This window comes from Micromonospora arida (assembly GCF_003857035.1).
In the GTDB taxonomy this organism is placed as follows: Bacteria; Actinomycetota; Actinomycetes; order Mycobacteriales; family Micromonosporaceae; genus Micromonospora; species Micromonospora arida.
This window is the reverse complement of the sequence record NZ_QGSY01000270.1, coordinates 20,041-45,349: the sequence shown is the minus strand read 5'-3', so window position 1 is coordinate 45,349 and position 25,309 is coordinate 20,041. Positions and strand designations below refer to the sequence as shown.

23 protein-coding genes and 1 riboswitch are annotated in these 25,309 nt (G+C 72.3%); of the genes, 12 read left to right on the top strand and 11 right to left on the bottom strand.

Features of this window, described 5'->3' with window-relative positions; translation table 11 throughout:
• The first annotated feature begins 147 nt into the window (after nucleotides 1-147).
• The 5 genes from DLJ58_RS26835 to DLJ58_RS26815 all read left to right on the top strand — a co-directional run bounded on the left by DLJ58_RS26835 (nucleotide 148) and on the right by DLJ58_RS26815 (nucleotide 3,315).
• Nucleotides 148-786 (top strand): hypothetical protein, encoded by a 639-nt coding sequence (locus DLJ58_RS26835; protein WP_124860414.1) that lies wholly within the window; start codon nucleotides 148-150, stop codon nucleotides 784-786.
• The gene (locus DLJ58_RS26830; RefSeq protein WP_124860412.1) at nucleotides 783-1,178 is read left to right on the top strand and encodes a phage holin family protein; all 396 of its coding nucleotides are present in this window, start codon (nucleotides 783-785) and stop codon (nucleotides 1,176-1,178) included. The genes DLJ58_RS26835 and DLJ58_RS26830 overlap by 4 nt, the downstream gene beginning before the upstream one ends.
• A 22-nt stretch (nucleotides 1,179-1,200) precedes the next feature.
• Entirely contained in the window at nucleotides 1,201-1,800 is a 600-nt protein-coding gene (locus DLJ58_RS26825) for a DUF3618 domain-containing protein (RefSeq protein ID WP_124860410.1), read from the top strand.
• Nucleotides 1,769-2,656 carry a hypothetical protein gene (locus DLJ58_RS26820; protein WP_124860408.1) on the top strand — a complete coding sequence of 296 codons (888 nt, stop codon included), beginning with the start codon at nucleotides 1,769-1,771 and terminating at the stop codon, nucleotides 2,654-2,656. Before DLJ58_RS26825 ends, DLJ58_RS26820 begins: the two co-directional genes overlap by 32 nt.
• Nucleotides 2,657-2,805: 149 nt before the next feature.
• The gene (locus tag DLJ58_RS26815) at nucleotides 2,806-3,315 is read left to right on the top strand and encodes a GNAT family N-acetyltransferase (RefSeq protein WP_112674173.1); all 510 of its coding nucleotides are present in this window, start codon (nucleotides 2,806-2,808) and stop codon (nucleotides 3,313-3,315) included.
• A 52-nt stretch (nucleotides 3,316-3,367) separates the two neighbouring features.
• Here the strand turns inward: DLJ58_RS26815 and DLJ58_RS26810 are convergent, their stop codons facing one another.
• From DLJ58_RS26810 to DLJ58_RS26775, 8 genes are all read right to left on the bottom strand, one after another.
• Nucleotides 3,368-4,300, bottom strand: a complete 933-nt coding sequence (locus DLJ58_RS26810; protein ID WP_124860406.1) for an SMP-30/gluconolactonase/LRE family protein — start codon at nucleotides 4,298-4,300, stop codon at nucleotides 3,368-3,370.
• A 93-nt stretch (nucleotides 4,301-4,393) separates the two neighbouring features.
• Nucleotides 4,394-6,607, bottom strand: coding sequence for an AAA family ATPase (locus tag DLJ58_RS26805; protein WP_124860404.1), 2,214 nt, complete (start codon nucleotides 6,605-6,607; stop codon nucleotides 4,394-4,396).
• Nucleotides 6,608-6,643: 36 nt separating this feature from the next.
• Entirely contained in the window at nucleotides 6,644-7,144 is a 501-nt protein-coding gene (locus DLJ58_RS26800) for a hypothetical protein (protein ID WP_124860402.1), read from the bottom strand.
• A gap of 38 nt (nucleotides 7,145-7,182) precedes the next feature.
• Entirely contained in the window at nucleotides 7,183-7,938 is a 756-nt protein-coding gene (locus DLJ58_RS26795; RefSeq protein ID WP_208741346.1) for a GTP-binding protein, read from the bottom strand.
• A complete protein-coding gene (locus DLJ58_RS26790; protein ID WP_124860400.1) occupies nucleotides 7,916-8,404 on the bottom strand; it encodes a DUF742 domain-containing protein in 489 nt (162 codons plus the stop codon). The genes DLJ58_RS26795 and DLJ58_RS26790 overlap by 23 nt, the downstream gene beginning before the upstream one ends.
• A complete protein-coding gene (locus tag DLJ58_RS26785) occupies nucleotides 8,401-8,874 on the bottom strand; it encodes a roadblock/LC7 domain-containing protein (RefSeq protein ID WP_091402960.1) in 474 nt (157 codons plus the stop codon). Before DLJ58_RS26785 ends, DLJ58_RS26790 begins: the two co-directional genes overlap by 4 nt.
• A complete protein-coding gene (locus DLJ58_RS26780) occupies nucleotides 8,871-11,489 on the bottom strand; it encodes a sensor histidine kinase (protein ID WP_124860398.1) in 2,619 nt (872 codons plus the stop codon). The genes DLJ58_RS26785 and DLJ58_RS26780 overlap by 4 nt, the downstream gene beginning before the upstream one ends.
• Nucleotides 11,476-12,654: a hypothetical protein gene (locus tag DLJ58_RS26775; protein ID WP_124860396.1), complete on the bottom strand. Its 1,179-nt coding sequence runs from the start codon at nucleotides 12,652-12,654 to the stop codon at nucleotides 11,476-11,478. Before DLJ58_RS26775 ends, DLJ58_RS26780 begins: the two co-directional genes overlap by 14 nt.
• Before the next feature lie 372 nt (nucleotides 12,655-13,026).
• Here DLJ58_RS26775 and DLJ58_RS26770 point away from each other — a divergent pair, with 372 nt between their 5' ends.
• Complete coding sequence (locus DLJ58_RS26770) at nucleotides 13,027-15,891, top strand: alpha/beta fold hydrolase (RefSeq protein WP_124860394.1); 2,865 nt, start codon at nucleotides 13,027-13,029, stop codon at nucleotides 15,889-15,891.
• Nucleotides 15,891-16,757 carry an ABC transporter permease gene (locus DLJ58_RS26765; RefSeq protein ID WP_124860392.1) on the top strand — a complete coding sequence of 289 codons (867 nt, stop codon included), beginning with the start codon at nucleotides 15,891-15,893 and terminating at the stop codon, nucleotides 16,755-16,757. The genes DLJ58_RS26770 and DLJ58_RS26765 overlap by 1 nt, the downstream gene beginning before the upstream one ends.
• Here DLJ58_RS26765 and DLJ58_RS26760 read toward each other — a convergent pair.
• Nucleotides 16,747-17,349, bottom strand: a complete 603-nt coding sequence (locus DLJ58_RS26760; RefSeq protein ID WP_167493741.1) for a DUF4232 domain-containing protein — start codon at nucleotides 17,347-17,349, stop codon at nucleotides 16,747-16,749. The two genes, DLJ58_RS26765 and DLJ58_RS26760, sit on opposite strands and share 11 nt — an antisense overlap.
• A gap of 289 nt (nucleotides 17,350-17,638) precedes the next feature.
• On the opposite strand from DLJ58_RS26760, the gene DLJ58_RS26755 reads away from it, so the two are divergent.
• Nucleotides 17,639-18,094, top strand: coding sequence for a DoxX family protein (locus DLJ58_RS26755; protein WP_124860388.1), 456 nt, complete (start codon nucleotides 17,639-17,641; stop codon nucleotides 18,092-18,094).
• Between the two features lie 401 nt (nucleotides 18,095-18,495).
• On the opposite strand, the gene DLJ58_RS26750 is transcribed toward DLJ58_RS26755, so the two are convergent.
• The gene (locus DLJ58_RS26750; RefSeq protein ID WP_124860386.1) at nucleotides 18,496-18,801 is read right to left on the bottom strand and encodes an ArsR/SmtB family transcription factor; all 306 of its coding nucleotides are present in this window, start codon (nucleotides 18,799-18,801) and stop codon (nucleotides 18,496-18,498) included.
• Nucleotides 18,802-18,892: 91 nt separating this feature from the next.
• On the opposite strand from DLJ58_RS26750, the gene DLJ58_RS26745 reads away from it, so the two are divergent.
• From DLJ58_RS26745 to paaN, 4 genes are all read left to right on the top strand, one after another.
• Nucleotides 18,893-19,855: a DMT family transporter gene (locus DLJ58_RS26745; protein ID WP_124860384.1), complete on the top strand. Its 963-nt coding sequence runs from the start codon at nucleotides 18,893-18,895 to the stop codon at nucleotides 19,853-19,855.
• A gap of 68 nt (nucleotides 19,856-19,923) precedes the next feature.
• A riboswitch (SAM riboswitch) is annotated at nucleotides 19,924-20,059 on the top strand.
• Between the two features lie 10 nt (nucleotides 20,060-20,069).
• Nucleotides 20,070-21,356: a threonine synthase gene (gene thrC / locus DLJ58_RS26740; protein ID WP_124860382.1), complete on the top strand. Its 1,287-nt coding sequence runs from the start codon at nucleotides 20,070-20,072 to the stop codon at nucleotides 21,354-21,356.
• 263 nt (nucleotides 21,357-21,619) lie between these two features.
• Nucleotides 21,620-22,639 (top strand): GNAT family N-acetyltransferase, encoded by a 1,020-nt coding sequence (locus DLJ58_RS26735; protein WP_124860380.1) that lies wholly within the window; start codon nucleotides 21,620-21,622, stop codon nucleotides 22,637-22,639.
• A gap of 150 nt (nucleotides 22,640-22,789) precedes the next feature.
• A complete protein-coding gene (gene paaN, locus DLJ58_RS26730) occupies nucleotides 22,790-24,463 on the top strand; it encodes a phenylacetic acid degradation protein PaaN (RefSeq protein WP_208741344.1) in 1,674 nt (557 codons plus the stop codon).
• A gap of 261 nt (nucleotides 24,464-24,724) precedes the next feature.
• Here paaN and DLJ58_RS26725 read toward each other — a convergent pair whose 3' ends face one another.
• Nucleotides 24,725-25,255 (bottom strand): GNAT family N-acetyltransferase, encoded by a 531-nt coding sequence (locus DLJ58_RS26725; protein WP_124860376.1) that lies wholly within the window; start codon nucleotides 25,253-25,255, stop codon nucleotides 24,725-24,727.
• Nucleotides 25,256-25,309: the final 54 nt, after the last annotated feature.

Sequence of the window (25,309 nt, the reverse complement as noted above, 5' to 3'; positions counted from 1 at the left end):
GTCTTTGTCGGGGCAGAAAATGCAAGGTCGCGGAGGTGGTCGGCCGGCCGGGCGGGCCCGCCGCGGTCGCATGGGGGCTGGCCCGGCGGGTACGCGGGAGGCGTTCCGGGGTCGCACGCGACCTCGGGCCCAGGAAGGGAGCGGGGTATGACGGCAACGAACCAGAGCGGCAGAGGTCAGCAGGCCCGCCAGGAGGCCTCGCGCGTCGGCCAGCAGGCCGCGCAGGCCGGAGGTCAGGTCGCCCACACCGCAGCTGAACAGGGCGGGCAGGTGGCCGCAGAGGCGCGGCGACAGGCCCAGCAGTTGACCGGTGAGGCCACTGGGCAACTTCGGGACCAGGCGCAGACGCAGCAGCGGCGGGCCGCAGCGGGCCTGCGCGACCTGGGTCAGAACCTCAGTTCGATGGCCGAACGGGACGGCGATTCCGGGTTGGCCGGTCAGGTGGTACGCAAGGCGGCCGACGCCGCCCAGCATGCCGCCGGTTGGCTCGACGAGCGCGAACCCGGCGAGGTGCTCGACGAGGTCCGCACGTACGCGCGGCAGCACCCGACGACGTTCCTCGCGGGCGCGGCGGTGGCCGGGCTGCTGGTCGGACGGCTCACCCGTGGCCTGACCGCGCCGGCCTCGGGCAACGGTCGGTCCGCAAGCGCGTCCGGTGCCCCGTCATCCGCGCAGGGTGCACCGGCGGACGCCGGTCAGCAGCCGTACGTGGGTACGGCGCGGGCGCAGAACGTCTCGCCCTCCGGCGCACAGGCGCGGGACCTGCCCGGCGGGGTGGCACCGTGAGCGCCCCGGAGAAGGAGCGGACCCAGGCCTCGGTCGGCGAGCTGATCGGCGACGTGACCCGGGACATGTCCACTCTGGTGCGCAAGGAGGTCGAACTGGCCAAGGCCGAGCTGCGCGAGGAAGCCAGCCAGGCGGGCAAGGCCGGCGGGATGTTCGGCGCCGCGGGGCTGGCCGGGTTCCTGGCGGTGCTCTTCGTGTCGTACGCCGTCTGGTGGGGGCTTTCCAACACGATGGACCAGGGATGGGCGGCGCTGATCGTCGCGGTCCTCTGGGCCGCCGTGGCCGGTGGTCTCTTCATCAACGCCCGGACCCAGCTGAAGCGGGCTCGTGCGGTTCTGCCCCGGACGAAGCAGACTGCCCGGGAGCTACCGGACGCCCTGCGGGGTCGGTGAACGAGTCGGGAGGGAACAGGTCATGTCCACTGATCCGGATCGGATCCGGCGGGAGATCGAGACCACCCGCAACGAGTTGAGCAGTGACGTCGACGCGCTGACCGACAGGGTCAACCCGCGTCGGATCGCCGGTGACCGCGTCGGGCAGGCCCGCGGGGCGTTCACCCGAGCGAAGGAGAAGATGATGGGCAGCTCGAATCACCTTGGCCAGGAGGCTGGCCAACGGATGTCGCACGCGGCCGGTTCGGTACGCGACGAAACCCGTTCACTCGGGCAGCACTCCCGCGAGCAGGCTCAGGGCAACCCGATGGCCGCCGGCCTGGTCGCCTTCGGAGTCGGTCTGCTGGCCGCCTCACTGATCCCGCCGAGCGGGCGTGAACGGCAGCTCGCCGGGCGCGCGCGAAGCATGGTGAGTGAGCACTCCGGTGAGCTGCGCGAGCAGGCGAGCCGGGTCGGCCACCAGATGCAGGACAACCTGCGGGAGCCTGCGCAGCAGGCTGCGCAGTCGGTCCGGTCCAGCGCCCAACAGGGCGTGTCCGCGGTACGCGACCAGGGCCGTTCGGCCGCCGGTCAGGTGCAGGGGGAGACGCATGCGGCCGTCGACGACCTTCGACAGCGCTGATCGGATCGGTGCGCCGGGGCCGGTGTCGCTGATGCGGGTACGCTCCGCGTCCGCGTCGGCCCCGGGTCGGCCGGTCAACGAGGACCTGGTCTTCCGGTTCGGCCCGCTGGTCGGTGTCCTGGACGGCGCGACGGTGCCGGACGGCTTCGACACCGGCTGCGTGCACGGGCCCGAGTGGTACGTCCGGCACCTGGCCGCCCGGATCGGCGTCGCCGAGGCGGTACGCCCGGCTGCACGGCTGACCAGCAACCTGGCCGCGGCCATCCTCGCCGTACGCGCCGACCACGGCGGGCAGTGCGACCTCGACCATCCGGGCACCCCGTCCAGCACGGTCTGCCTCCTGCGGGACTGCGGCGACCAGGTGGACTACCTGGTGCTCTGCGACAGTCCGCTGGTCCTCGACGTCGGCGGGCAGGTCAGCGTGGTCACCGACAACCGGCTGGACGCGGCGATGGCGGAGCTGCGGGAGACCGTGGCCGTCGTGCCGGGCGGTGCGGCGGACCCGGTCACCCGGTTCCGGCACGCGGTGAGCGTCCAGCGGGAGCGGATGAACCGCACCCACGGCTACTGGGTGGCGGCCTCCGACCCGGACGCGGCCTTCCACGCGGTCACCGGGACCGTGCCCCGGCGCGGTCCGGGGGCGCTACGGCGGGCGGCGCTGCTCAGTGACGGCGCGTCCAGCGCGGTGGAGCAGTTCGCGCTCACCGACTGGGCCGGTCTGCTGGACCTGCTGAGCGTCGACGGTCCGGGCGCGTTGATCGACCGGGTGCGGGACGCCGAGCGCGACCACCCCGATCGGCTGCGCCGACACAAGTCCACCGACGACGCTTCGGTGGTGTTCTGCGAGTTCGGGTAGGCGTTTTGGTGCAGTGACACCCGGTCAGGTGACAACAGAGCGTGATGTGGAACACCCGGGCCGCCCGACCGGCCGGTACCGCTGTCCGGACCGCCAGTGGATGGCCAATGGGGTGGACTTCGGCCGATGAGGGCGGCAGACTGCGGCACGTGGCGGGTGCGGTCCGGCTGGAGCCGGTGGACGAACGGAACCTGGAGCCGTTGCTCTCCGTAGCGGCTGCGGAGGCGGAGCCGGGTGATGTGATGCCCCCGGTCGAGGCCCCCGCCGGCTGGTCGCTCGCCCGTCGCGAGGCGTTCCGCGAATTCCACCGGGCAAGCTTCGGCGGGCTGGACGGCCCGACCGGTTCGCAGATGTACGCCATCCTCGTCGGTGGCGAGGTGATGGGCATGGTCCGGATGACGCGCTGTGACGAGCCGCGCACGGTGGAGACCGGCATGTGGCTCGGCCGGTCCGCCCGCGGGCAGGGAATCGGCGCGGCTGCCTTACGGGAGCTGCTGAACGCCGCCGCTCGGGCGGGCATGCGGGCCGTGGTCGCCGAGACGACCCCGGACAACATCGGCGCGGTCGCCGTATTGCAGAAGTGTGGCGCGAAACTGCGCGAGGACGGCGGCAAGGTGCGCGCCGAAATCTGCCTCGATTCGACGCCGCCCGCTCTCTGAGCTGCCCGTCGGGGCCGGCGGCGACCACAGGGGTCGCCGCCGACCGCCTGGGTCAGGCCGGCAGCCGAACGATGTCGTAGTCGGTGCTCGGCGTCGACTCCACGTCGAACCGGCCGTTGACCACGTACAACGCCGAGCCGAGCAGGTCGCCGGTGGCCGGCGAACGCAGCTGCGGGCCGGTGATCTCCCGCTGCACCACTCCGGCGGTGTACCCGGCGTTCAGCCGGACCACCGCGATGACGTTGGTCAGGTTCCGGATCACGTAGAGGGTGCGTCCGCGCAGCACCAGTCCGTCGGCCCGTTCCACCGAGTAGCCCCCGAGGTCGACGAGGCGGCTGCCGCCGGTACGCGGGTCGACGCGTACGAGCTGACCGGTCAGCATCTGCGCGACCAGCAGATCGCCGTCCGGCAGTGCCACGATCCCGTTGTGGTAGACGTCCGGAGTGGCCGCCGGACCGCTGAGCTGCAGCACCCGGAAGGCGGTGGGGGCCGGAAGGCGACCACCCGGGCCCAGGGGCACCACGTACAGCACCTGCCGTGCGGAGTCGGTGAAGTAGACCGCTCGCTGGGTGATCACGAGGTCGTTGACGTAGCTGCCCGGCACATCGGTGAACTGGTAGTGGGCCAGCCTGGTGCCGGTGTCCGCGTCGTACACGCTCGCGCCCCCGCCGGAAAAGTCGGCGGTCCAGAGCCGGCCCTGCGGGTCGAGCTTGAGGCCCGCCTTGTCGGTGCCGGGTGTGCCGGGGATCAGCACCGAGCCGCGCCCGGTGCGTAAGTCACCCCGCCACACGGCACCGTCAAGAATGGACCCCACGAAGACGGTGGTGCCACGACCGATCGTCAGTCCTTCCGGAGTGAACCCGTTCGGCAGCGCGATCCGGGCGGGGAACGGCTTCGCCGGATGAGCCGCCGCCGGTGCACCAACCGAGACCAGGGTCGCCGCCGCAACGAGGGGGACGATGAGAAGAGAGAGCAGCTTGCGCAAGGAACACCACCTGACGTCGCAGTGGATAACTCCACTGAGGAATGTGACGCCTTAGGAACGTCCTGGGCGCGACGAAAGGTTGTGCTGGTCTGATCACTCCCGGCCGGCGGCGTACGCGGCCAGGCTGGCGACCTGGGCCGGGTCCAGCGACGGTCGTACCCGGGCCCGTGCGGTCGACACGTGCTCAGCGGTGACCGTGGCGGCGGCGAGCGACTCACGCATCGCGGCCAACGCCGCCTCGCGGATCAGCGCCGCGCAGTCCGCGGCGGAGAAGCCGGTCAGCTCGTCGCCGAGAGCCGGCAGGTCGACGTCCGGTGCCAGCGGCACCTGCCGGGACGCGGCCCGCAGGATCTCCGCGCGGGCGGGCCCGTCCGGCGGCGGCACGTAGACCAGCCGCTCCAATCGGCCCGGCCGCAGCAGCGCCGGGTCGACCAGGTCCGGCCGGTTCGTCGCACCGACCACCACCACGTTGCGCAGCGTCTCCACCCCGTCCAGCTCGGTGAGCAGGGCGGCCACCACCCGGTCCGTGGTGCCCCCGTCGGTGGCCTGGCCGCGTACCGGCGCCAGCGCGTCCACCTCGTCCAGGAAGATCAGCGTGGGGGCCGCCTCCCGGGCCCGACGGAACAGCTCGCGGACCGCGCGTTCGCTCTCACCGACCCACTTGGAGAGCAGTTCGGCCCCCTTGACCGACAGCACGTTGGCCCGTCCCGACCCGGCCAGTGCGGTGACCAGGTAGGTCTTGCCGCAGCCCGGCGGCCCGTAGAGCAGCACGCCGCGCGGCGGCTGCACGCCGAGCCGGGCGAAGGTGTCCGGGTAGGTCAGCGGCCACAGCACCGACTCGGTCAGCGTCTGCTTGACCTCGTCGAGGCCGCCCACGTCGTCCAGGGTCACCGAAGCCAGATCCAGGGTGGATGCCGCCATCGTGGTGGGCCGGACCACCTCCCGGGCGGCGGTGAAGTCGGCCATCGACACCGTCGGCGTCTCGGCGGACTTCTGCCGCAGCGCCGCGCGTACCCCGGCCTCCCGGACCAGCGCGGCCAGGTCCGCCGCGACGAACCCGGGGGTACGCGCGGCCACCTCGTCCAGCCGGACGTCGTCGGCCAGCGGCACCTGCCGGGTCAGCACGGTGAGCTGTTCGCGGCGCAGCGCCTGATCCGGGAGCGGGACGCTGATCCGCAGCGACAGCAGGTCGGGGGCGCGCAGTGCCGGGTCGACCGCCTCCGGCCGGCCGGTGGTGCAGACCACGGCGACGCCGGCGCGGATGCTCTCCGCGAGGACCTGACGGAACACCGTCGCCACCGGACCGGGATCGTCCGCGGGGGCGAGCGCCTCGACGTCGGTGACCAGCAGTACCGCCGGCCCTTCGGCCCGGGCCGCCGACGTCGCGACGCGCAACCGGTCGGCGGCGGCCGGACTGGCCAACGCGGCCACCTCCGGCGCCCAGAGCGGGTGGACGCGGGCACCGACCCGCGCGGCCACGGCCCGGACCAGCGCCGACTTCCCGGATCCCGCCGGGCCGACGAGCAACACCCCCAACGAGATGGTGGTGCCGAGTCGGCCCAGCACCTCCCGGTGGTGGAAGCCGAGGTCCAGCAGCTCGGTCAGCTCCTCGGCCTGGGCCCGCAGCCCGGGTAGCTCGTCCACGTCGGGCGCGTCCTCAGTCGGAACGGCGTCGGCGCTCCTACCCGGCCGGGTCGACGCGGCACCGACCGGGGCGGGCCCACCGTGGGTCGTCGCACCGTGCTCCCAGGCGACCGATGTGCCCATGGTGACCAGCGCGCCGGCCGCCGGCTCGACCGTTACCACGCTGAGCAGGGTGCTGGTCCAGGCGAAGCCGACGGTGTTGGCGAGGCTGCGTCGCGCCGCCTCGACCAGGCTGCGGACCGAGGCGTCCGGCAGCACGTCCTGCGGCAGCAGCGACACGTCGTCCCCTGCGGTGAGCACCTTGCCCAGCAGGGCGAGCCGGAGCATCTCCGGGCTGACCGCCGCGACGACCCCCACCGGCCCGGCCAGGACGACCCGGCTCGCCGAGACCAACGGCACCGGGCTCACCCGCACCTGACCGCCGTCGCGCAGACCCAGGTTGCCCAACGTCAGGTCGTCGGCGTACAGCAGGGCGCTGCTCGCGCCCGGCCCGGCCGCCGCCGCGATGCCGGCCGTCTCCCGGCGGCCGACAAGGCGGACCGGGTCGCCGGGGCGCAGCCCCAGCGCTGTCAGCGCCTCCGGGTGCAGGCGCACGATGCCCCGTCGGGCGTCCAGTGCCGCCGGCCGCAGGCTCGCCGTCAAGGTCAGGTCGGGTTGCGCCACTGCCCGACCGTAGCCGCCGGCAGCCAGCCCCGCCGGTCAGCGCCGCGGATCCAGCTCGTCCAACAGCGTCGGGTCGCGTCGGATCAGCTCGGCCAACCGGGCCGCCGGGTCCGGGGCCAACCCGTCCGGACCGGGTGCCCAGGCGGGCACCGTCCGCCCGGAGAGCGGCCAGGCCGGCGGGGGTTCCACCGGCGTCGGTGGGGGAACCGGGCCGACCGTGACGGTGGGCCCGTTCCAGGAGACCTGCATCGGGTACGTCCGCCCGGCGTGCTCCACCTGCACGGTCACCGCCAGCCCTGGGTGGGCCCCGACGACCTGGCGGATCGCCTCGGCCACCTCCTCGACCGGCCCCCATCCGGCCACCTCGCTCGGGGCCTCCACCCCGGCGTGCCGGCCGGGACGGGCGTTGCGGGTGTCGCCGCCGAGGCCGGGCGGGCTCGACGGTGCGGTGGTGTCGTCACGGTCGGCGGCCCGACGGCGCGACGCCTCCTCACGTCGGGCCAGCCGGGCCAGCGTCTCGTCCAGGTCGCCCCTCACCAGATCACCTCTTCCCGCCACGGCCGGAGCTGGTCGGCTCAGGCCCTCCTGTCCCGGGTAGCGCGGTCCAGCGCGCGGTCCAGGACGACCAGTAGTGCGTCCCGCACCGAGAGCCGGTCGCGGGCATCGAACTGCACCAGGGGCACATGATCACCGATGGCCAGCGCCCAACGGATCTCGCCGAGCTCCAGGGCCAGTCGCCCGTCGAAGGCGTTGACCCCGACGACGAACGGCAGCCCGGCCCGCTCGAAGAAGTCGATGGCCGGGAAGCAGTCGTCCAGCCGGGCGCTGTCCACCACCACCAGCGCGCCGAGCGCTCCCCGGGCCAGGTCGTCCCACATGAAGCCGAACCGGGTCTGCCCCGGCGTGCCGAACAGGTAGAGCTTCAGGCTGCGGTCGATCGTCACGCAGCCGAAATCCATCGCCACCGTGGTGGTGGTCTTGGTGGACCGGGCACCCGGGTCGTCCACGCCGATCCCGGCGGTGGTCATCTCGGCCTCGGTGGTCAGGGGCGCGATCTCGGAGATCGCACCCACGGTGGTGGTCTTGCCCACCCCGAACCCACCGGCCACCAGGATCTTGACCGGGATCGGCGGTGCGGCCGGCTTACCGGTCGGAGGGATCGACCCCGCACCGGACGAGGGCTGGTACGGAGGCGGTGCGGTCGGTGGTGGGCCCGCCCGCCCGACTATCGGCCCGGTGCCCGGGGACATGCCGTAACGGGCGGTGGCGCTGTTCGCGGCGACCCCGCCGAGCGGGGCGACCGGCCATTCAGGAGATCGCACGGAGTCCATCAATCACTCGCAGGATGAGATCGGGGTCGACAGCGTCGTCGGTGTCGGTCACGTGCACGTCCAGGTGCCCGGCGGCCCGTAGGTCGCCGACCAGGACCCGCGTCACGCCGAAGTGCAGTCGGGCACGGGCCGAGATCTCGGCCACCGAAATCGGCTCGGCGCAGAGCGCGATGATCGTCTGAAGTTCCGGTGCCAGCAGGGCGCCGGGTGGGCCGGCCCACCAGCCGCTGTCCATGCGGACGGTCACCTGGGTCTCCAGCCCGATCGCCGGGTCGGCACCCGCAACCCGCCCGGAGGTGAGCACGAACGGACGGGGACCGGCCGGCTGGTCCCCGTCCGGCTCCGGCTCGGGCAGCGCCGGTGTCGCCGCCGCGCCCACCCCGGCCGAGGGTGACGTGCGCAGGTACGGGCGGATCCGAACGCTCGGGTCCGGATCCGGATCCTCGCCGGCGACGTCGGGGGTCACTGCTGAACGGCGTTCTTCAACTCGACGATCAGTCGCGGGGTCAGGGCGCCACCGGCCCGCCCGGCGAAGAGCGTCATCTCGTACGCGACGGTGCCCAGGTTCGCCGAACGGTCGGCGACCACCCCGAGCACGGAACCGCTGCTGATCGCGCTGATCAGCAGGTAGCCGTCGGCCATGTCGACGATCACCCGGTTCAGGCCGCCGAGGGCGTACCAACTGGCGGCCCCACCGGCGAGGCTGGTCATCCCGGACACGACGGCGGCCAACCGCTCCGCGTTGGACCGATCCTTGATCGCTGACATGGCCATCAGCAGACCGTCCGAGGAGACCGCGATCGCCTCCAGGACCCCGGCGGTGCTGGAGGTGAAGGAGTCCAGCAGCCAGTTGAACGTACGGGCCTCCGGGCTGAGGTCCCCATTGGCGCTGGGCTGACTCTGGTCGACATTGTCGTGCAGGAAGGGGCTGGTCACCGTGATGATCCTTCTTCGTTCCGGTGGTCGGGGCTGACTTCGCGGAGAGCGCGGGCGACGCCCGCCTCGAACTCGCTGATGAGGTCGCGGACCTCGGCCGGGTCACCGAGGTGGGTGCTGGGCGGTTGGCAGGCCGGGGTGGCGGTGAGGTTCGCTCCCGGCACCCGCCGACTCAACCGGGGCCGCTCCGGTGCGGCATCGGTCGAGCCACCACCACGCGGCACCGTGGGGCCGGCGCCTCCCGGGGTGCTGGGCAGGTCGACGGTCGTGCCCAAGTCCACCACGGCCGCCCCGGCGCTGGCCGTCGGGTCGCTGGCCGTCCGCGCCGTCGCGCCGTCGAGGCGCGGCGCCACCTGCAGCTCGGCGCGGCGTACACCTGCTTGGAAGGCCTCCACCAGCGCGCGGGCGGCGGCGGGGTCCGCGCCGGTGGCGTCCACCGGCCGGGTCGTCGGGGCGGTGGCGTGCAGCGTGGCCCCGGGAACCCGCTGCCGTACCCGTGGCCCGCCCGGTTTGCCCACCGGTTCGGGGCTCTGGGGTTCGGGAACGGCCTGCTCCGGCTGGCCCCGACCGAACGCGTTCCAGGACGGGCCGGCGTCCAGGCTGCGGGTGGCCCGGCTCAGCAGGTCCGAGTCGAAGCGGGCCGGCACGGCGACGGCAACCGCACTGGGCAACGCTTCCTGCTCGGGCTTGGGCGTCGCCGTCGTACGCCGGTCCCGATCCGGCACCGCGGCGCGGGCCACGGTGACCCCTGCGCGGTCGGCGCGGCGCAGCACCAGCGACGTCGACGGGATCTCCAGCTGTGCGGTCACCCCTCCGCCGCCGGTGGCGGCCAGTGCGACCTGCCAGCCGTGCCGACGGGCCAACCGGCCCACCACGAAGAGACCGAGCACCTCGGTCGGGGCCAGGTCGAGCCGTTCCCGGCGGGTGAGCCGGGCGTTCTCCTCAGCCAGCCGTTGCTCGCTCATGCCGATGCCGTGGTCAACCACGGTGATCCGTGCGCCGAGGCCGGACGTCTCGGCGGCCACCAGCACCCGGGTGTGCGGCGGCGAGAAGACGGTGGCGTTCTCCATCAGCTCGGCCAGCGCCAGGACCAGGTCACCGACCACCGCCGGCGCGGCCGAGACGCCCGCCGGCACCTGCACCTCCACCCGGGTGTAGTCCTCGATCTCACCGAGCGCCAACCGGACCACGTCGGCCAGCGGCACCGGCGCGGTGTGCGCGTCGGCCCCGGCCGAGCCGGAGAGCACCACGAGGCTGCCGGCGTTGCGCCGCAACCGGCTGGAGATGTGGTCGAGTCGGTACAGGTGCTCCAGGCGGCCCGGGTCGGCCTCCTGCTGCTCCAGCCGGTCGATCAGCGCGATCTGCCGACCCACCAGGTTCTGGGTACGTCGTCCGACGTGGCCGAACATCTGCGCCACGTTGCGTCGGCCGGCGACCTGCCGCTCGACCAGTTGCGCCGCGGTGTTCTGCACCCGGTCGAAGGCCCGCGCCAGGTCGCCGATCTCGTCGTTGGCGCGGATGTCCACCGGCTCCAGCCGGACCGCTTGAGGTCTCTCCGCCTCGTCGTCGGTGACCCGGACCAGCTCCGCCTCGGCGACCCGGGCGACCCGGTCGGCCGAGCGGGTGAGTCGGGTCAGCGGTCGGGCCACCGTCCGCGCCACCGCCACGCTGAGCAGGACCACCAGCGTCAGGATCAACGCCGCCGCGGCACCGACCAGGTACGCGGCGGTCAGCGCGCGCCGCTGCTCGGCCGTCACCTCGGCGAGCACGTCGGCGACCAGCTTCTTCTCGACGAACTGACCGAGCCGGATCATCGTGCGGACGGCCGGGAAGAGCGCCTCCAACGACACGTCGCGGACCGCGGCCGCCGGGTCCCGGGCGCTCCTGACCAGGAAGTCGGGGCTGGTACGCGCGGCCACGGCGGCGTCGTTGAGCTGGGCCACAGTGAGCTGCTCGGGCGTGATCAGGCTGCGGTAGCGCGAGTTGTCGACCATGAGCGCGGCGATGCACGCCACATACCCGGCAGTGGTGTCCGGGGTGCCGATCGCCTTGACCAGCAGGCTCAGGGTGGCGCAGGCGCCCAGGCCCTCGTCGGCGCGGAGCAGCCCGTCGAGGGCGAGCACCTGCCGGCCCGCCCGTGTGTCGGTGTCCACTCCGACCACCAGCCGCAGTGACTCGATGATCCCCTTGTTGACCGGGCCGAACGCGTCTATCACCTGACCCGGGTTGGCGGCCCGGGCCAGGACGGCCGTGCGCAGGTCGATGAGGCCGGACACGCCGTCGAGGGCGCGGTCGACCTGGTCGGTCAGCGCGTCGCTCCGCGCCGCCCGGAGGTCGGCCACCCGGTCGTCCACGTCGGCGGACTTGAGGACCAGCTCACTGCGTTCGACCCGACCGAGCAGGAAACCGACGGAGAGGATGCGTTCCTGCTGGAGGTCCTGGACCAGGCTGCCGACCCGGCTGGCGAGCCGGACCCGTTCGGCGGTGTCGCCGGCCCGCTGTGCCGCGGTGACCCGGTCGAGCATCACCGGCACGGCCAGACCGACCATGCTGAGCAGCGGAATCACCACGAGCAGCGCGAGCTTGCCGCGGATCCGGAGCCTACCGAGCAGCATCGAACGCCCCCCACTGTGCGGTCTCCGGGTCACGGGCCGCACCGACCGGTTGCAGCGCACGCTGCTCGTCGGCCGGCGGCTGCCACGGGTCGCGGTGTGGTGGGGTGTCGGGACTCTCCGCGTGGGTCGCGGCCAGGGCGGCCCGACGCTGGGCCCGGCGAGCGGCGGCGACCAGCAACGCGGCCAGCCAGCCCAACAGCAGGACGGCGACGACACCCGCCCCGGCGGTCAGCCAGCGGTCCCGGTCGAGCCGGTCGATGCGCTCGGCCAGCACCGCGTCCAGTTCGGTGAGGATGACCGGCTGAAGTTGGCGGGCGGAGCGGTGCGAGTTGAGCGCTGCGGCACTCAACTGGCCGGGGTTGACCACGCCGGTTTCCTTGCCCGGCAGGGAGTACGCGGAAAGCGCCTCCACCGAGCGCTGGTAGGTGTCCAGCGGGGTCAGAACGTTGGCACCGAGGTCGGTGCTCTCGGAACCGTCCACGGCCGAGCGAAGGTTGTCGACGAGATCGGTGGCGGGGGCCAGGGCGGACACCCGCAGGCCGGTCAGCTCCAGCAGGCCGCGCGGTTGCTCGGCGGCCGGCCGGCGGGAGACCAGCGTGGCCAGGTCGGCCAGCCGGCCGGCGGCCACCACCGCCTCGGGCAGTTCCTGGCCGGCGCTGTCCTGGAGGAAGAAGGAGTCGGCCTCGGGGTCGCGGACCAACCCGGAGCTCTCCCGAACCTTTCGGTGCAGGGCCAGCAGCAGGTCGGAGACCTCGCCGTAAGCGGTGTAGGCGGCCTCGGGGTCGGCGGCACTCCGGCCGCGCAGCGCCTCCAGCTTGGCCCGTACGCCGGCCCAGCGTTCCTGGCTGAGCAGCTCCCCGCCGATGCGGGCGTCCACCTCGGCGGCCTTCTCGACCGCCTCGTTCAACGCCTCCCGGGCGACGGGGCGACCGTTGACCGCGTTGGACTGGGCCTCCACGAGGGCGTCGGTGACCGCCGCCAGAGCGGTGAGGTACTGCACGCCGAGCCGTTCCCTGGCGGCGAGGTCCCGATCGTCGGTGACCTGCCGCCAGTTCGACGTGACGAGCAGGCCCAACGGTGCCAGCAGTGCTCCGATGAGCAGCAGGGGCAGCAGCCGGCCCAGCGTGGACGGCCGTCGACGGGCCCGCGGCGCGGGGACTGTCATGTGTGTCTCCTCCGGCGTGGGGCGCTGATCGGCGCGGCGTCGGGCTGGCCGACAAGTCCCGTGCACCGGACCGGAAAACTAATCGAAGCCCCGCCTGGGCAGACCCAACTCGCTTAGTCAGGTTCGCGTCACTTCGAGCCATGTCACCATTTGTCCGCGTCATCGGCACGCTCCGTGTCAGCTGTGGGTGTGACATGGAGGGATCGAGGCGGATATCCGCGGAAGATCGGAATTCACAGGATCCGAACTCAACTCACTGTGCCGCGTCGATCGATGCGCGCTCGCACCCCACCGCGCACCGATCGGGGCAACCGGACGGACGTACGGCGGATCTCAGCCAACGCTCAGGCTGCGGGCCGTACCGTGTGCCGCATGACATCGCCGTCGCCGGCCGCGTGGTTCCGGCGTGCCCTTCCCACCCGCCGCCGGACGATCGCCGCCGCGGTGGTCGTCGTGCTGTTGGCCGCCGCCGTGAGCTGGGCGGTGTGGCCACAGGGACCGGGCGTACGCACCGAAAGCGCGATGCTCACCGTCCGCTCCGGACCGTCCGGTGACCAACCGGTGAACCTGGACACCACTCTTTACCTGCCGGACGACGCCTCGTCCGGTCGGAAGGTGCCGGCGGTGCTGCTGGCGCACGGGTTCGGCGGCACGAAGGAGTCGGTGCGCTCCGACGCGGAGGAGTTCGCCGGGCGCGGCTACGCGGTGCTCACCTGGACCGCGCGGGGTTTCGGCCGCAGCGGCGGTGAGATCCACCTGGACAACCCGGACTACGAGGTACGCGACGCTGAGCGGCTGCTGGACTGGCTGGCCGCGCGGCCCGAGGTGCGCACCGACGCCCCCGGCGACCCGAAGGTCGGTGTGGTCGGCGGCTCGTACGGCGGTGGGTTGGCGTTGCTGTTGGCCGCCCAGGACCGTCGGGTCGACGCGATCGTGCCCATGATCACGTGGAACGACCTGTCCCGCGCGTTCCTGCCGGAGAGCACCGGCGGAGCGCCGACCGAGGGTGTGTTCAAGAAGGGCTGGGCCGGCCTCTTCTTCGGCGGGGGCGGCAACGTGGGCTCCGGCCCGGCCGGGCTCTCCGGCGCGACCGCCGCCCAGCCGCAGGGCGCACCGGAGTCCGCCGGCCCGCCCAGCCCCGGGCCGGGTGCCGGCCCCGGCACCGGTCCCGGTGCCACCCCGGCCGGTGCCGCCGACCCGTCCTGCGGCCGGTTCGCCGCCGACGTCTGCGCCGCGTACCTCCGGATCGCCACGACCGGTCGCGCCGACCAGGCCGCCGTGGACCTGCTGCGCCGCTCCAGCCCGGCCGGTGTGCTGGACCGGATCAAGGCCCCCACCCTGCTGGTGCAGGGCGAGGCGGACACCCTCTTCCCGCTCGGTGAGGCGGACGCGAACGCGCGCGGCATCGCCGCCACCGGCACCCCGGTACGGGTCGCCTGGTTCACCGGCGGGCACGACGGTGGCAGTGGACCCCGCTCGGACTCCGACCGGGTGAAGTTCCTGACCGTCCAGTGGCTCGACCACTACGTCAAGGGTGAGGGCGACGCGCCCGGCGACGACTTCACCTGGTCGCGGATCGCCGGCTTCGACGCGCTCGACCGGGGTCTCGTCGCCACCGGTTTCCGCCGCGCCGACTACCCGGGCCTCACCGGCAACGCCCGGCGGGAGGTGACGGTCGCCGGCCCGGCACAGCCGATCGCGAACCCGCCGAACGGCAACCCGGCTGCCATCTCCTCGATCCCGTTCGCCGGCGGGCTCGCCTCGCTGCTGGACGGCGTGGCCGGTGACGTGCCCGGCCAGCACGCCCGGTTCGAGTCCACCCCGCTGACCGAGGCCGTGGACGTGGCCGGTGCGCCCACCGTCACCCTGCGGGCCGCGTCGCCGACCGGCGAGGCGGTGCTCTTCGTCAAGCTCTACGACGTCGACCCGGACGGCGCGGCCACCCTGCCGAACGGCCTGGTCGCCCCGATCCGGCTCACCGGTCTACCGCAGCAGGTGCAGGACGCCCGCCCGGTCACCGTGACGCTGCCCGGGATCGTCCGCCGGGTGGAGGCCGGGCACCGGCTGCGGCTGGTGGTGGCCACCTCCGACCAGGCGTACACCACGCCGGCCGCGCCGACCGTCTACACGGTGGCCGCGGACGGTGCGGTCAGCCTGCCCACGGTCAGCGGTGAGCCGATCCCCACCGCGGCGACGATCTGGCGCTGGGTGCTCGCCGGCCTGCTCGCCGCCATCGTGATCGGGCTCGTCGTGGTCGTCGCCCTGGTCCGCCGCCGGCATCGCCGCCAGGACCGGTCGGTGCACCCGGAGTACGCGGACACCCCGCTGGCCGTGCGCGCGCTGCGCAAGGAGTACGCGGACGGCTTCGTCGCCGTGTCGAACGTGGACTTCGAGGTGCACCCCGGTCAGGTCGTGGGTCTGCTCGGGCCGAACGGTGCCGGCAAGACCACCACTCTGCGGGTGCTGATGGGGCTGACCCAGCCGACCGCCGGGGAGATCTACGTCTTCGGTCGTCGGCTGGTGCCCGGCTCGCCGGTGCTGTCCCGGATCGGGGCGCTGGTGGAAGGGCCGGGCTTCCTGCCGCACCTGTCGGGTCTGGACAACCTGAAGGCGTACTGGCGGGCCACCGGGCGACCGTGGGAGGACGCACAGTTCGACGCGGCGCTGGAGATCGCCGGGTTGGGTGACTCGGTGCACCGGAGGATCAAGAACTACAGCCACGGGATGCGCCAGCGGCTCGCCATCGCCCAGGCCATGCTCGGTCTCCCCGAACTGCTGGTGTTGGACGAGCCGACCGACGGGCTCGACCCGCCGCAGATCGCCGAGATGCGCCGGGTGCTCCAGCGGTACGCCACGGACGGCCGGGCGGTGCTGGTCTCCAGTCACCTGCTGGCCGAGGTGGAGCAGACGTGCACGCACGCGGTGGTGGTGAACAAGGGCCGGATCGTGGCGTCCGGGCCGGTGGAGGAGATCGTGGGCGAGTCGCCGAGCGTGCTCTTCGACGTCACCGACCCGGTGGCGGCGCGGGCGGTGCTGGACCGGCTGCACGGGGTCCGCGTGCTGCCGGAGAGCGACGGCCAACTGGTTGTCGACACCAACGGCACGGCCCGCAGCGAGGTGGTGGCGGAGCTGGTGCGCGCCGGCATCGGGGTGGACCGGGTGGTGCCTCGGCGGCGCCTGGAGGACGCGTTCCTCGCCCTGGTGGGCGAGAATTCTCGGGGAAGCGGTGACCGGTGATGGTTGTTACTGACGCGGGTGAGGCCCGTGGCTACCGGCCGTCGGCCACCATGCCGTTCGTGGCGGAGTTCCGTCGGCAGGCGTCCCGGCGGCGGACCCAGTTGGCGCTCGGGTTCATGGTGTTGCTGCCGCTGATCATCCTGATCGCGTTCCAGTTCGACTCGGGCGGCGACGACGACAACGGTCGCAACGAGTTCGCCAGCCTGGTCGAGCTGGCCACCTCGGGCGGGCTCAACTTCACCCTGTTCTCGATCTTCGTGTCGGCGTCGTTCCTGCTGGTGGTGGTCGTCGCACTGTTCTGCGGCGACACGGTGGCCAGCGAGGCGAGCTGGGGCAGCCTGCGGTATCTGCTGGCGATCCCGGTGCCCCGGGCGCGGTTGTTGACGGTGAAGCTGGTGGTCGCGCTCGCGTACTCGGGACTGGCCCTGATCCTGTTGGCCGGCACCGCGTTGCTGGCCGGCACCCTGCGCTACGGCTGGTCGCCGCTGCGCAGCACTGTCGCCGCCGAGCTGGAACCCACCGAGGGGCTGCTCCGGTTGCTGGCCGTGCTGGGCTACCTGGCGGTCGTCCTGCTGGTGGTGGCCGGCCTGGCGTTCCTGCTGTCGGTGATCACGGACGCCGCGCTGGGCGCGGTGGGTGGTGCGGTTCTGCTCTGGATCCTGTCCAGCATCCTGGACCAGATCACCGCCCTGGGCGCGCTGCGCGACTTCCTGCCCACCCACTTCAGCACCGCCTGGCTGGGTCTGCTGTCGACTCCGGTGCAGACCGACGATGTGGTGCGCGGCTGCATCTCGGCGATCAGTTACGCGACGTTGTTCTGGGGGTTGGCGTTCTGGCGCTTCACCCGCAAGGACATCACGTCGTAGCCTTCTTCCAGGCGCTGACGCCGATCCGGCCGGTGTTGCCGAGGTCGATCGGCCCGTCCGGGTCGACCTCGTCGGCCGGCTGTCCGGCGGCGGGCGCCACCGTCAGGAACTCGCCGTTGTTGGCCACCACTGTCGAGTCGGTGACCAGGTTGCGCCAGAGCACCACTGCGGTGGCCCGCTCCCCGGCGGCGAGGATGACCTGCCGGGGTGGCTGGTCGAAGCCCGAGGTGATCTCCTTGGCACCGTTGACCACCCGCAGCATGATCGGCTCGCGCGCTTCGTCGAACACGTGCAGCACCGGGTACCCGTCGAGCTGGTAGGGGCGCTCGCCGCAGTTGACCAACTCCAGGCCGAGGGCGCGCAGGCCCATCGCGGCGTCCCCGCCGGTCGACCGGATCCGAACGCCGCTCGTCGGGCACTCGGCCGGCGGCTCGGTGCTGGCGGTCGGGTCTGCTTGCGCCCTCGAAACGGGGGGTGGCTGGCTCGGATCTCCGGACTGGCCGCGATGGTCGAGAGTGCAGCCGCCGAGCACGAGCGTCATCGCGACCGTCGCGGTGATGCGTCGCAGTGCTGCCGTGTCACGGAAGATCATCCGTTGATCCTCGCCCACCTGCCCAGCACGCCGCCGCCCGGCCCCGGCGCGGCCCCGGCCCCGGCCCGGCCTCGCCGGCTCTTCCTGCGCCGCCACCCGAACTGGCGGGGATCATCTCCTGCTGCGCCTTTGGAGCTGAATCGTTTGCGACATCACCGGGGGAGGTGCGGGCGTCCTCGTTCACACCGTTTTCAGGAGGGATTATCCCACCAGCAAGGAACTTATGATTTTCGATGCCCTCGTGCCTCAGGATCGACGAGACCCATTCGCTCTCTTCGATGGAGGTGCCATGAACTTCTCTCGGCTCGGCGGGCCGACCCTGTCCCTGTTCCGCATCGTGATCGGCCTGTTGTTCACGTTGCACGGCCTGTCCTCGGTATTCGGGTTGTTCGGCGGCAACCCGATGACTGGCAAGGCGGTACCGTTCGGCACCTGGCCGGGCTGGTGGGCCGCCCTGATCCAGCTGGTCTGCGGCGTACTGGTGCTGGTCGGGCTCTTCGCCCGACCCGCCGCGCTGCTCGCCTCCGGCTCGATGGCGTACGCCTACTTCGTGGTGCACCAGCCGGATGCTCTGCTGCCGCTGCACAACGGAGGCGAGCGGGCGGCGCTCTTCTGCTGGGCGTTCCTGCTGGTCGCGGCTCTCGGCCCGGGTGCCTGGGCACTCGACACGCTGCTCGCCCGGCGTCGCACCGACGCCCCCTCGGCATCGGCTTCGGCGGCCGAGCCCGACGCGGTGTCCGTCTGACCACACCGGAACCACGCGTCGCCGGAGCCTCGACGAGGCGGCTTCGGCGACGCGCCCGGTCGGGGCCGGTCGATTTTGTCCCGGCCCGGGGCCCGGTCGGCACTCCCGGTCAGGGTCGTCCGTTGCGCCGGGGCCCGGGGTCGGCACTCCCGGTCAGGGCCGGCCGATGCGCCCGGGCCCGGGCCCGGGGTCGACACTCTCGGTCAGGGCCGGCCGATGTGCCCGGGGCCCAGGGCCCGGTCGACGCTCCCGGGGGCGGCGTTACCTCTTCGCTGATGTCGTAGACGATTCAGCTCCAAAGCGAGCGTCGGTGGCAGGCCCCAGCCGAGGGTGACGTGCCGCCGGCGGACCGGTTAGCGCGGCCACGCGGGCCGCAGCCGGCGGGCGGGGGTGAGGCGGGATCAGGCCGGCGGGCGCTGGGTGAGGACCGCGTCCAGCAGGCCGGGGTAGAGCTTGTCCAGCTCGTCCCGGCGGAGCCGGACCAGTCGGCTGGTGCCGGCGGCCCGGGTCCGGGTCAACCCCGCCTCGCGCAGCACCTTGAGGTGGTGGCTACGGGTCGCCTTGGAGACACCGAAGTCGAAACTGCCGCAGGCGGACTCGCCGCCCTCGGCGAGCGCCCGGACGATCTGTAGCCGCACGTCGTCGGCGAGTGCGGCCAACACGCTGGTGACCGGTACGACGGTCAGGTCGGGCTCGTGCGGCTCCATGTGACCAGTGTAACCCTTGTTCGACAACTATCGAACAACACCCTATGGTCGGTGTCGTTGGTTCGACGATACTCGAACATTGGAGTTGCCGATGCGATCCCGCGCCACCGCGTACCCACTGGTCGCCGTGCTCGGTTGGGGCGTGATGTTCCCGATCCTGGCCAGTGCCCTCGACCGGGTCGACCCGCTCAACCTGACCACCGCGCGCTACCTGCTGGCCGCCGTCGTCCTGGTCGCCATCCTGCTGCTCCGCGAGGGTGCCGGCGCGTTGCGGCACGGTGGCCGGGCGCTGGAGGTGGTGGTGCTCGGAGTGGTCGGCTTCGCCGGCTTCAACCTGCTCACCAACCTGGCGCTCGAACACGCCGCCCCGCAGCAGATCTCCCTCTTCGTTGCCACCACTCCGGTGATCACCCAGCTGGTCCGCTGGGCCCGCGACGGCGTCCGCCCGAAGCCGCTCCTGCTGGGCCTCTCCCTGGTGGCGCTTCTCGGCGTCGGGCTGGTGATCACGCGCGGCAGTCTGGCCGGGCTCGGCCAGTTCGGCCTCGGCGGGCTCATGATGATCGGCGCGGTACTGGGCTGGGGCATCTACACGCACGGCGCCAGCCGGTTCGGCGAGTGGTCGCCGCTGCGCTTCACCACCCTGACCGCGCTCGCCGGTACGGCCGCGATGCTCGTCCTGAGCATCGGCGCCGACGCCGTCGGCTGGCAGCACGCGCCGGCCGCCGCCGACCTCGTGGCGGTCGCCCCGCAACTGGCGTACGCCGTGCTGGTGGGTGCCGTGATCGCGGTCCTGGCCTGGAACACCGGCGTGCAGCGACTCGGCGCCGCCAACGCCGCGCTGTTCATGAACCTGGTCCCGGTGACCACGTTCGCGGTGCAGATCGCCCGCGGCTACCGCCCGGAGCCCGTCGAACTGGTCGGGGCCGCCATCACGATCGCCGCCCTGATCGCCGCGAACCTCGCCGCCCGGCCCCGGGCCACGGCGCTGCCCCGGCCGAGCGCGGTGACGGACCCGATCGCGGTGACCGACCCCGAAGCGGTGAGTTCCCGCTGACCCAATAGCTGGGATCTGCGGTAGCAACGACCGACAGCGTTGTCCTAGACTCGACGGCACAACTGAATACCTCATCCAGAGGGGCTGAGGGATACGGCCCGACGACGCCCCGGCAACCACCCTGCGCGCTCACCGCTGAGCGACCCGCGGGGCAGGTGCCAATTCCGTCCCCGCCGCACCGTGCGATGCGGGGAAAGATGAGAGGACCCTCGACATGACGTCGACGCTCGTCGCCTCCGGCATCGACACCTCTGCCAGCCCCGCCCGCGCCCTGGTCTGCCGTGCCTGTTCGGCCCGCTACCCGCTCGCCGCCCAGCACGCCTGTTACGAGTGTTTCGGCCCGCTGGAAGTCGACTACGACACCGCAGCACTGGCCACCGTCACCCGCGAGCAGATCGAGGCCGGCCCGAACAACATCTGGCGGTACGCCGCCCTGCTCCCCGCCGGCCAGGACCCGGCCAGCCGGGTCACCCTCGACCCCGGGCTGACCCCACTGGTGGCGGCCCCGCACCTCGCCGCCGAGCTGGGCATCACCGCGCCGCTCTGGGTCAAGGACGACAGCGCCAACCCCACCCACTCGTTCAAGGACCGGGTCGTCTCGGTGGCGCTCACCGCCGCCAAGGCGCTCGGGTTCAGCCGGTTCGCCTGCGCGTCGACCGGCAACCTGGCCAACTCGGTGGCCGCCCACGCCGCCCGCGCCGGGGTGCCCTCGGTGGTCTTCATCCCCAGCGACCTGGAGCAGGGCAAGGTCATCACCACCGCCGTCTACGGCGGCGAACTGGTCGCCATCGACGGCTCGTACGACGATGTCAACCGGCTCTGCGGCGAGCTGGTGGAGACCGACGAATTCGAGGACACCGCGTTCGTCAACGTGAACGTCCGGCCGTACTACGCGGAGGGCTCCAAGACCCTCGGCTACGAGGTGGCCGAGCAGCTCGGCTGGCGGATCCCGGCGCAGGTGGTCATCCCGATGGCCAGCGGCGAGCTGCTCACCAAGATTGACAAGGCGTTCTCCGAGCTGGTGGAGATCGGCCTGGTCGAGGCGCCCGCCGACGGCTGGAAGGTCTTCGGCGCGCAGTCCGCCGGCTGCAACCCGATCGCCGTCGCCCTGCACACCGAGACCGACACGATCGTCCCGGTCAAGCCCACCGGCATCGCCAAGTCGCTCAACATCGGCGACCCGGCGGCCGGCCTCTACGCCCTGGAGGCGGTCCGCCGCACCGGCGGCTGGATGGAGTACGCCGACGACGACGAGATCCGCGCGGGCATTCGCGATCTGGCCCGTACCACCGGGGTCTTCGCCGAGACCGCGGGTGGGGTCACCGTGGCCGTGCTGCGCAAGCTGGTCGAGTCCGGTCGGCTCGATCCGACGGCCGAGACCGTCGTGTTCAACACCGGCGAGGGTCTGAAGACCATCGACGCGGTGGCCGGCCAGGTCGGGCCGACCCACCACATCAAGCCCTCGCTGCGCGCCGCCCGCGACGCCGGCCTCCTCGGCTGACGGGCTCGCTCGGACCGGGGCCGAGTCGATCAGTCGGTAACTGGGTTTTCGCTGTGAGTGTGGAAAACCCGCCGCTACGGACTTGACGGCAGGAACCGGACGGCGCAAGATGCTCCGTGCGGGAGGGCATTTCGCCGAAGACTTTTGAAGTTCTTGCGACCCAACGCCGGAGGCGTTGTGCGAGTGTCCCTCCCGACCACGTTCGATCGGGCCAGCGATTTAATCGCTGGCCCGATCGCTTTCCCGGGTGCACCCTCAGCGGCATGAGCATCACGATCGCGTCGTTCGACGGCGCCGACCGGACGTCGGTCGACGAGGCGTACCGGATCGGGTCGGCGGCCAACGACGCCGATCTCCCGGACTTCCCGCCCTTCTGCCGGCGCCGCTTCGACGCGTTTTTCCACACGCCGATGCCCGGCACCCGGTCGCTCTGGGCGCTGGCCCGACTGGACGGCGTGCCGGCCGGCTACCTCCAACTGGACCTGCCGCAGCTCGACAACACCGACAACGCCACCGCCGAGCTGCTGGTGCATCCGCAGCTGCGGCGTCGGGGCGTTGGCCGGGCCCTGCACGAGTACGGGCTGCGCCTGCTCCGCGAGCACGGCCGCAAACGGGTGGTGGCGATGGCCGTCTCCGCGCTGCCCGGTGGGCAGGCCCGAAGCGTGGCCGGTGACGCGTTCGCCGCCGCGACCGGCGCCCAGCCCGCCCTCACCGAGGTGCGTCGCCGGCTCGACGTCAGCGAGATCGACCGCGTCGCCCTGCGCGCGGCGCTCGCCGAGGCCCGACCGCGAGCCGAGGGCTATCACTCGGTCTGCTGGCAGGGCTCCACCCCGGAGGAGTACGTGGCGGACATCGCCTACCTGGACGGCCGGTTGCTGATGGACGCGCCCATGGGCGACGTGCAGTGGGAACCGGAGCAGGTGGACGCCGAGCGGATCCGCGGCAACGAACGGGCGCTGGACGCCCGGGGCCGGCGGCGCTACCACCTCGGGATGCGACACGAGGCGTCCGGTCGGCTGGTCGCCTGGACCCTGCTGGACGTGGGCCCCTCCGCCGACTGGCACGCGTATCAGCAGATCACCCTCGTCGACCCGGCCCACCGTGGGCACCGGCTCGGCCTCATCGCCAAGGCCGAGAACCTGCACCACCTGCTCACCCACGAACCGGCAGTACAGGTGATCGACACCTGGAACGCGGCCAGCAACAGCTACATGGTGTCGATCAACGAGCAGCTCGGCTTCCGCCCGGTGGACTCCTGGACCGACTGGCAGCTCACCCTCTGACAGGTATCGGCGCTACTGCTCGCGGGCCTGACTCAGGCATGCGCCGCTGCCGGGCATTCGCGCTACTGCTCGCGGGCCTGACTCAGGCATGCGCCGCTGCCGGGCATTCGCGCTACTGCTCGCGGGCCTGACTCAGGCATGATGGCGGGCATGACGGAGACCCCGCATCCCCTGTACGACAGGCACGCCGACACCCTCAACCGTGCGCTGACCGCGATCACGGAGCGGGGCTACTGGTCCGCCTATCCCGAATCCCCCAGCCCCCGGGTGTACGGCGAGACCGCCGCTGCCGACGGTAAGGCCGCCTTCGAGGCGTACCTCGGCGGTGACTTCCCGCTCGACCAGCCCGGCTCCGGCGTTCGGGTCGCCACCGAGACGAGCCCGTTCGGGGTGGAGTTGGCGGTGCGTTACCCGCACGCCGGCACCGGCGAACTGGTCGGCGCCGCCTCCGCCGCGCTGCCGGCGTGGCGCGATGCCGGCCCGCAGGCCCGGGTGGGCGTCTGCCTGGAGATCCTCGACCGGCTGCACAAGAACATCTTCGAGCTGGCCAACGCGGTGCAGTTCACCAGCGGGCAGGCGTTCGTGATGGCCTTCCAGGCCGGTGGCGCGCACGCGCTGGACCGGGCGCTGGAAGCGCTGGCGTACGCGTACGCCGAGATGACCCGGCACCCGGGCACGGCGGGCTGGGAGAAGGCCGCCGGCAAGGGTGACCCGCTGCGGATGACCAAGACGTTCCACGTGGTGCCGCGTGGGGTGGCGTTGGTGATCGGCTGCAACACCTTCCCGACCTGGAACTCGTACCCCGGGCTGTTCGCCTCGCTGGTCACCGGCAACCCGGTGATCGTCAAGCCGCACCCGCGTGCGGTGCTGCCGCTGGCCATCACCGTGAAGTACGCCCGGGACGTGCTCGCCGAGGCCGGCTTCGACCCGAACCTGATCATGCTGGCGGCCGAGGCGCCCGGTGAGAAGCTCGCCAGCGACCTGGCCCTGCACCAGGCCATCCGGATCGTCGACTTCACCGGCTCCACCGAGTACGGCGACTGGCTGGAGACGCACGCTCGGCAGGCATCGGTCTACACCGAGAAGGCCGGCCTCAACACCGTCGTCATCGACTCCACCGACGACTTCGCCGGCATGTGCCGCAACCTCGGGTTCACGCTGACCCTCTACAGCGGGCAGATGTGCACCACCTCACAGAACATCCTCATCCCGGCCGGGGGCATCGAGACCGACCAGGGGTACAAGAGCTTCGACGATGTGGCCGGCGGGATCGCCGCCGCAGTCGGCAAGCTCACCGCGGACCCGGCCCGAGGTGTGGAGCTGACCGGCGCCATCGTCAACGACGGGGTGCTGGAGCGGCTGGCCGAGGTGACCAAGGTCGGCGAGCCGGTGCTGGAGTCGCGGGCCGTGGCCCATCCGTCGTACGCCGACGCGGTGGTGCGTACCCCCACGATCGTGAAGCTGACCGCTGACGACGCGGAGACGTACGGCCGGGAATGGTTCGGGCCGATCTCGTTCGCCATCGCGACCGACTCCACCACGCACAGCCTGGAGCTGCTACGCCGGACGGTCGGCGAGAAGGGCGCGCTCACCGCCGGGGTCTACTCGACGGACGAGGCCGTGTTGGACGCCACCGAGGCGGTGGCGGTCGAGGTCGGGGTGCACCTGTCCTGCAACCTCACCGGCGGTGTCTTCGTCAACCAGTCGGCGGCGTTCTCCGACTTCCACGGCAGTGGGGCCAACGCGGCGGCCAACTCGGCGCTGACCGACGGGGCTTACGTCGCCAACCGGTTCCGGATCGTGCAGTCTCGGCGGCACGTCTGAGTTTCGGTTGCGCTTGGGGTTTCCGGGGCGGTCCCGTTCCTCGCGGTTCGGGCTGCCCCGGAAACCCCCCGTGGGCGCGGTGGTCGCCGGCGTCTCTGGTCCGGAGCTTCTGCTGTACCCCATGATCGTGCTCGATCCAGGAAGTAGTGGTCTCTCGTCGGATGGTTACCACTAAATCCTGGATCGAGCGTGATCATCAGGGCTGGCGGCAGCGCGGCGGCTACCCGCGCGCCGGCGGTGATCGTTGGGTGGTTCTGCGGGTCAGGCTGTTCGGCGCATCTGTAGCTCGGTGAGGGCTGGGATGTTCGGGTGGGGGACTCGTACCCCGGTGTCCTTGAAGCCCAGGCGCTGGTAGGCGCGGTAGGCGCGGTCGTTGCCGACCACCACCTCCAGCAGCAGCTCCGGTCGGCCACAGGCTCGCGACCAGGCGGCCACCCCGTCGATCAGCTCGCCGAGCAGGCCACTGCCGCGCCAGGCCGGCGTGACGTACACGGCGTAGATCACGGTCAGCCCCGGTTCGTTCGGGTGGGTCGTACCACCGGCGTGTCCGACCAGCCGGCCGCCCGGATCGGCGACGAACTGCGCGTTACCGGCACCGGCCGAGGTGTACGCGACCCGGGCGGCGAACTCGTTGTGCGGTCGGGCCGCGGCGTCCGCCAGGGTCTCCAGGAAGGCCAACGGCGCGTCGGCCAGCATCTCCAGGCGCAGCGCCCGCATCCGGGCGGCGTCCTCCGGCCGGACACGGCGGATCTCCGCGAGCCGCAGGGCCGGCGAGCCCATGTCGGTGGTCATGCCCGCATGCCTACCACAGGGCAGGGATGGCGTTTCGCGAGCTGGGCCCGATCG

Bases quoted from the DNA above. Each gene is read 5' to 3' on its own strand.
- DLJ58_RS26835 (WP_124860414.1), top strand. From the start codon at position 148: ATGACGGCAACGAACCAGAGCGGCAGAGGTCAGCAGGCCCGCCAGGAG.
- DLJ58_RS26825 (WP_124860410.1), top strand. From the start codon at position 1,201: ATGTCCACTGATCCGGATCGGATCCGGCGGGAGATCGAGACCACCCGC.
- DLJ58_RS26820 (WP_124860408.1), top strand. From the start codon at position 1,769: ATGCGGCCGTCGACGACCTTCGACAGCGCTGATCGGATCGGTGCGCCG.
- DLJ58_RS26795 (WP_208741346.1), bottom strand. From the start codon at position 7,938: ATGGACTCCGTGCGATCTCCTGAATGGCCGGTCGCCCCGCTCGGCGGG.
- DLJ58_RS26780 (WP_124860398.1), bottom strand. From the start codon at position 11,489: ATGCTGCTCGGTAGGCTCCGGATCCGCGGCAAGCTCGCGCTGCTCGTG.
- DLJ58_RS26775 (WP_124860396.1), bottom strand. From the start codon at position 12,654: ATGACAGTCCCCGCGCCGCGGGCCCGTCGACGGCCGTCCACGCTGGGC.
- DLJ58_RS26770 (WP_124860394.1), top strand. From the start codon at position 13,027: ATGACATCGCCGTCGCCGGCCGCGTGGTTCCGGCGTGCCCTTCCCACC.
- DLJ58_RS26765 (WP_124860392.1), top strand. From the start codon at position 15,891: ATGGTTGTTACTGACGCGGGTGAGGCCCGTGGCTACCGGCCGTCGGCC.
- DLJ58_RS26760 (WP_167493741.1), bottom strand. From the start codon at position 17,349: ATGATCTTCCGTGACACGGCAGCACTGCGACGCATCACCGCGACGGTC.
- DLJ58_RS26755 (WP_124860388.1), top strand. From the start codon at position 17,639: ATGAACTTCTCTCGGCTCGGCGGGCCGACCCTGTCCCTGTTCCGCATC.
- DLJ58_RS26750 (WP_124860386.1), bottom strand. From the start codon at position 18,801: ATGGAGCCGCACGAGCCCGACCTGACCGTCGTACCGGTCACCAGCGTG.
- DLJ58_RS26745 (WP_124860384.1), top strand. From the start codon at position 18,893: ATGCGATCCCGCGCCACCGCGTACCCACTGGTCGCCGTGCTCGGTTGG.
- thrC (WP_124860382.1), top strand. From the start codon at position 20,070: ATGACGTCGACGCTCGTCGCCTCCGGCATCGACACCTCTGCCAGCCCC.
- DLJ58_RS26735 (WP_124860380.1), top strand. From the start codon at position 21,620: ATGAGCATCACGATCGCGTCGTTCGACGGCGCCGACCGGACGTCGGTC.
- paaN (WP_208741344.1), top strand. From the start codon at position 22,790: ATGACGGAGACCCCGCATCCCCTGTACGACAGGCACGCCGACACCCTC.
- DLJ58_RS26725 (WP_124860376.1), bottom strand. From the start codon at position 25,255: ATGACCACCGACATGGGCTCGCCGGCCCTGCGGCTCGCGGAGATCCGC.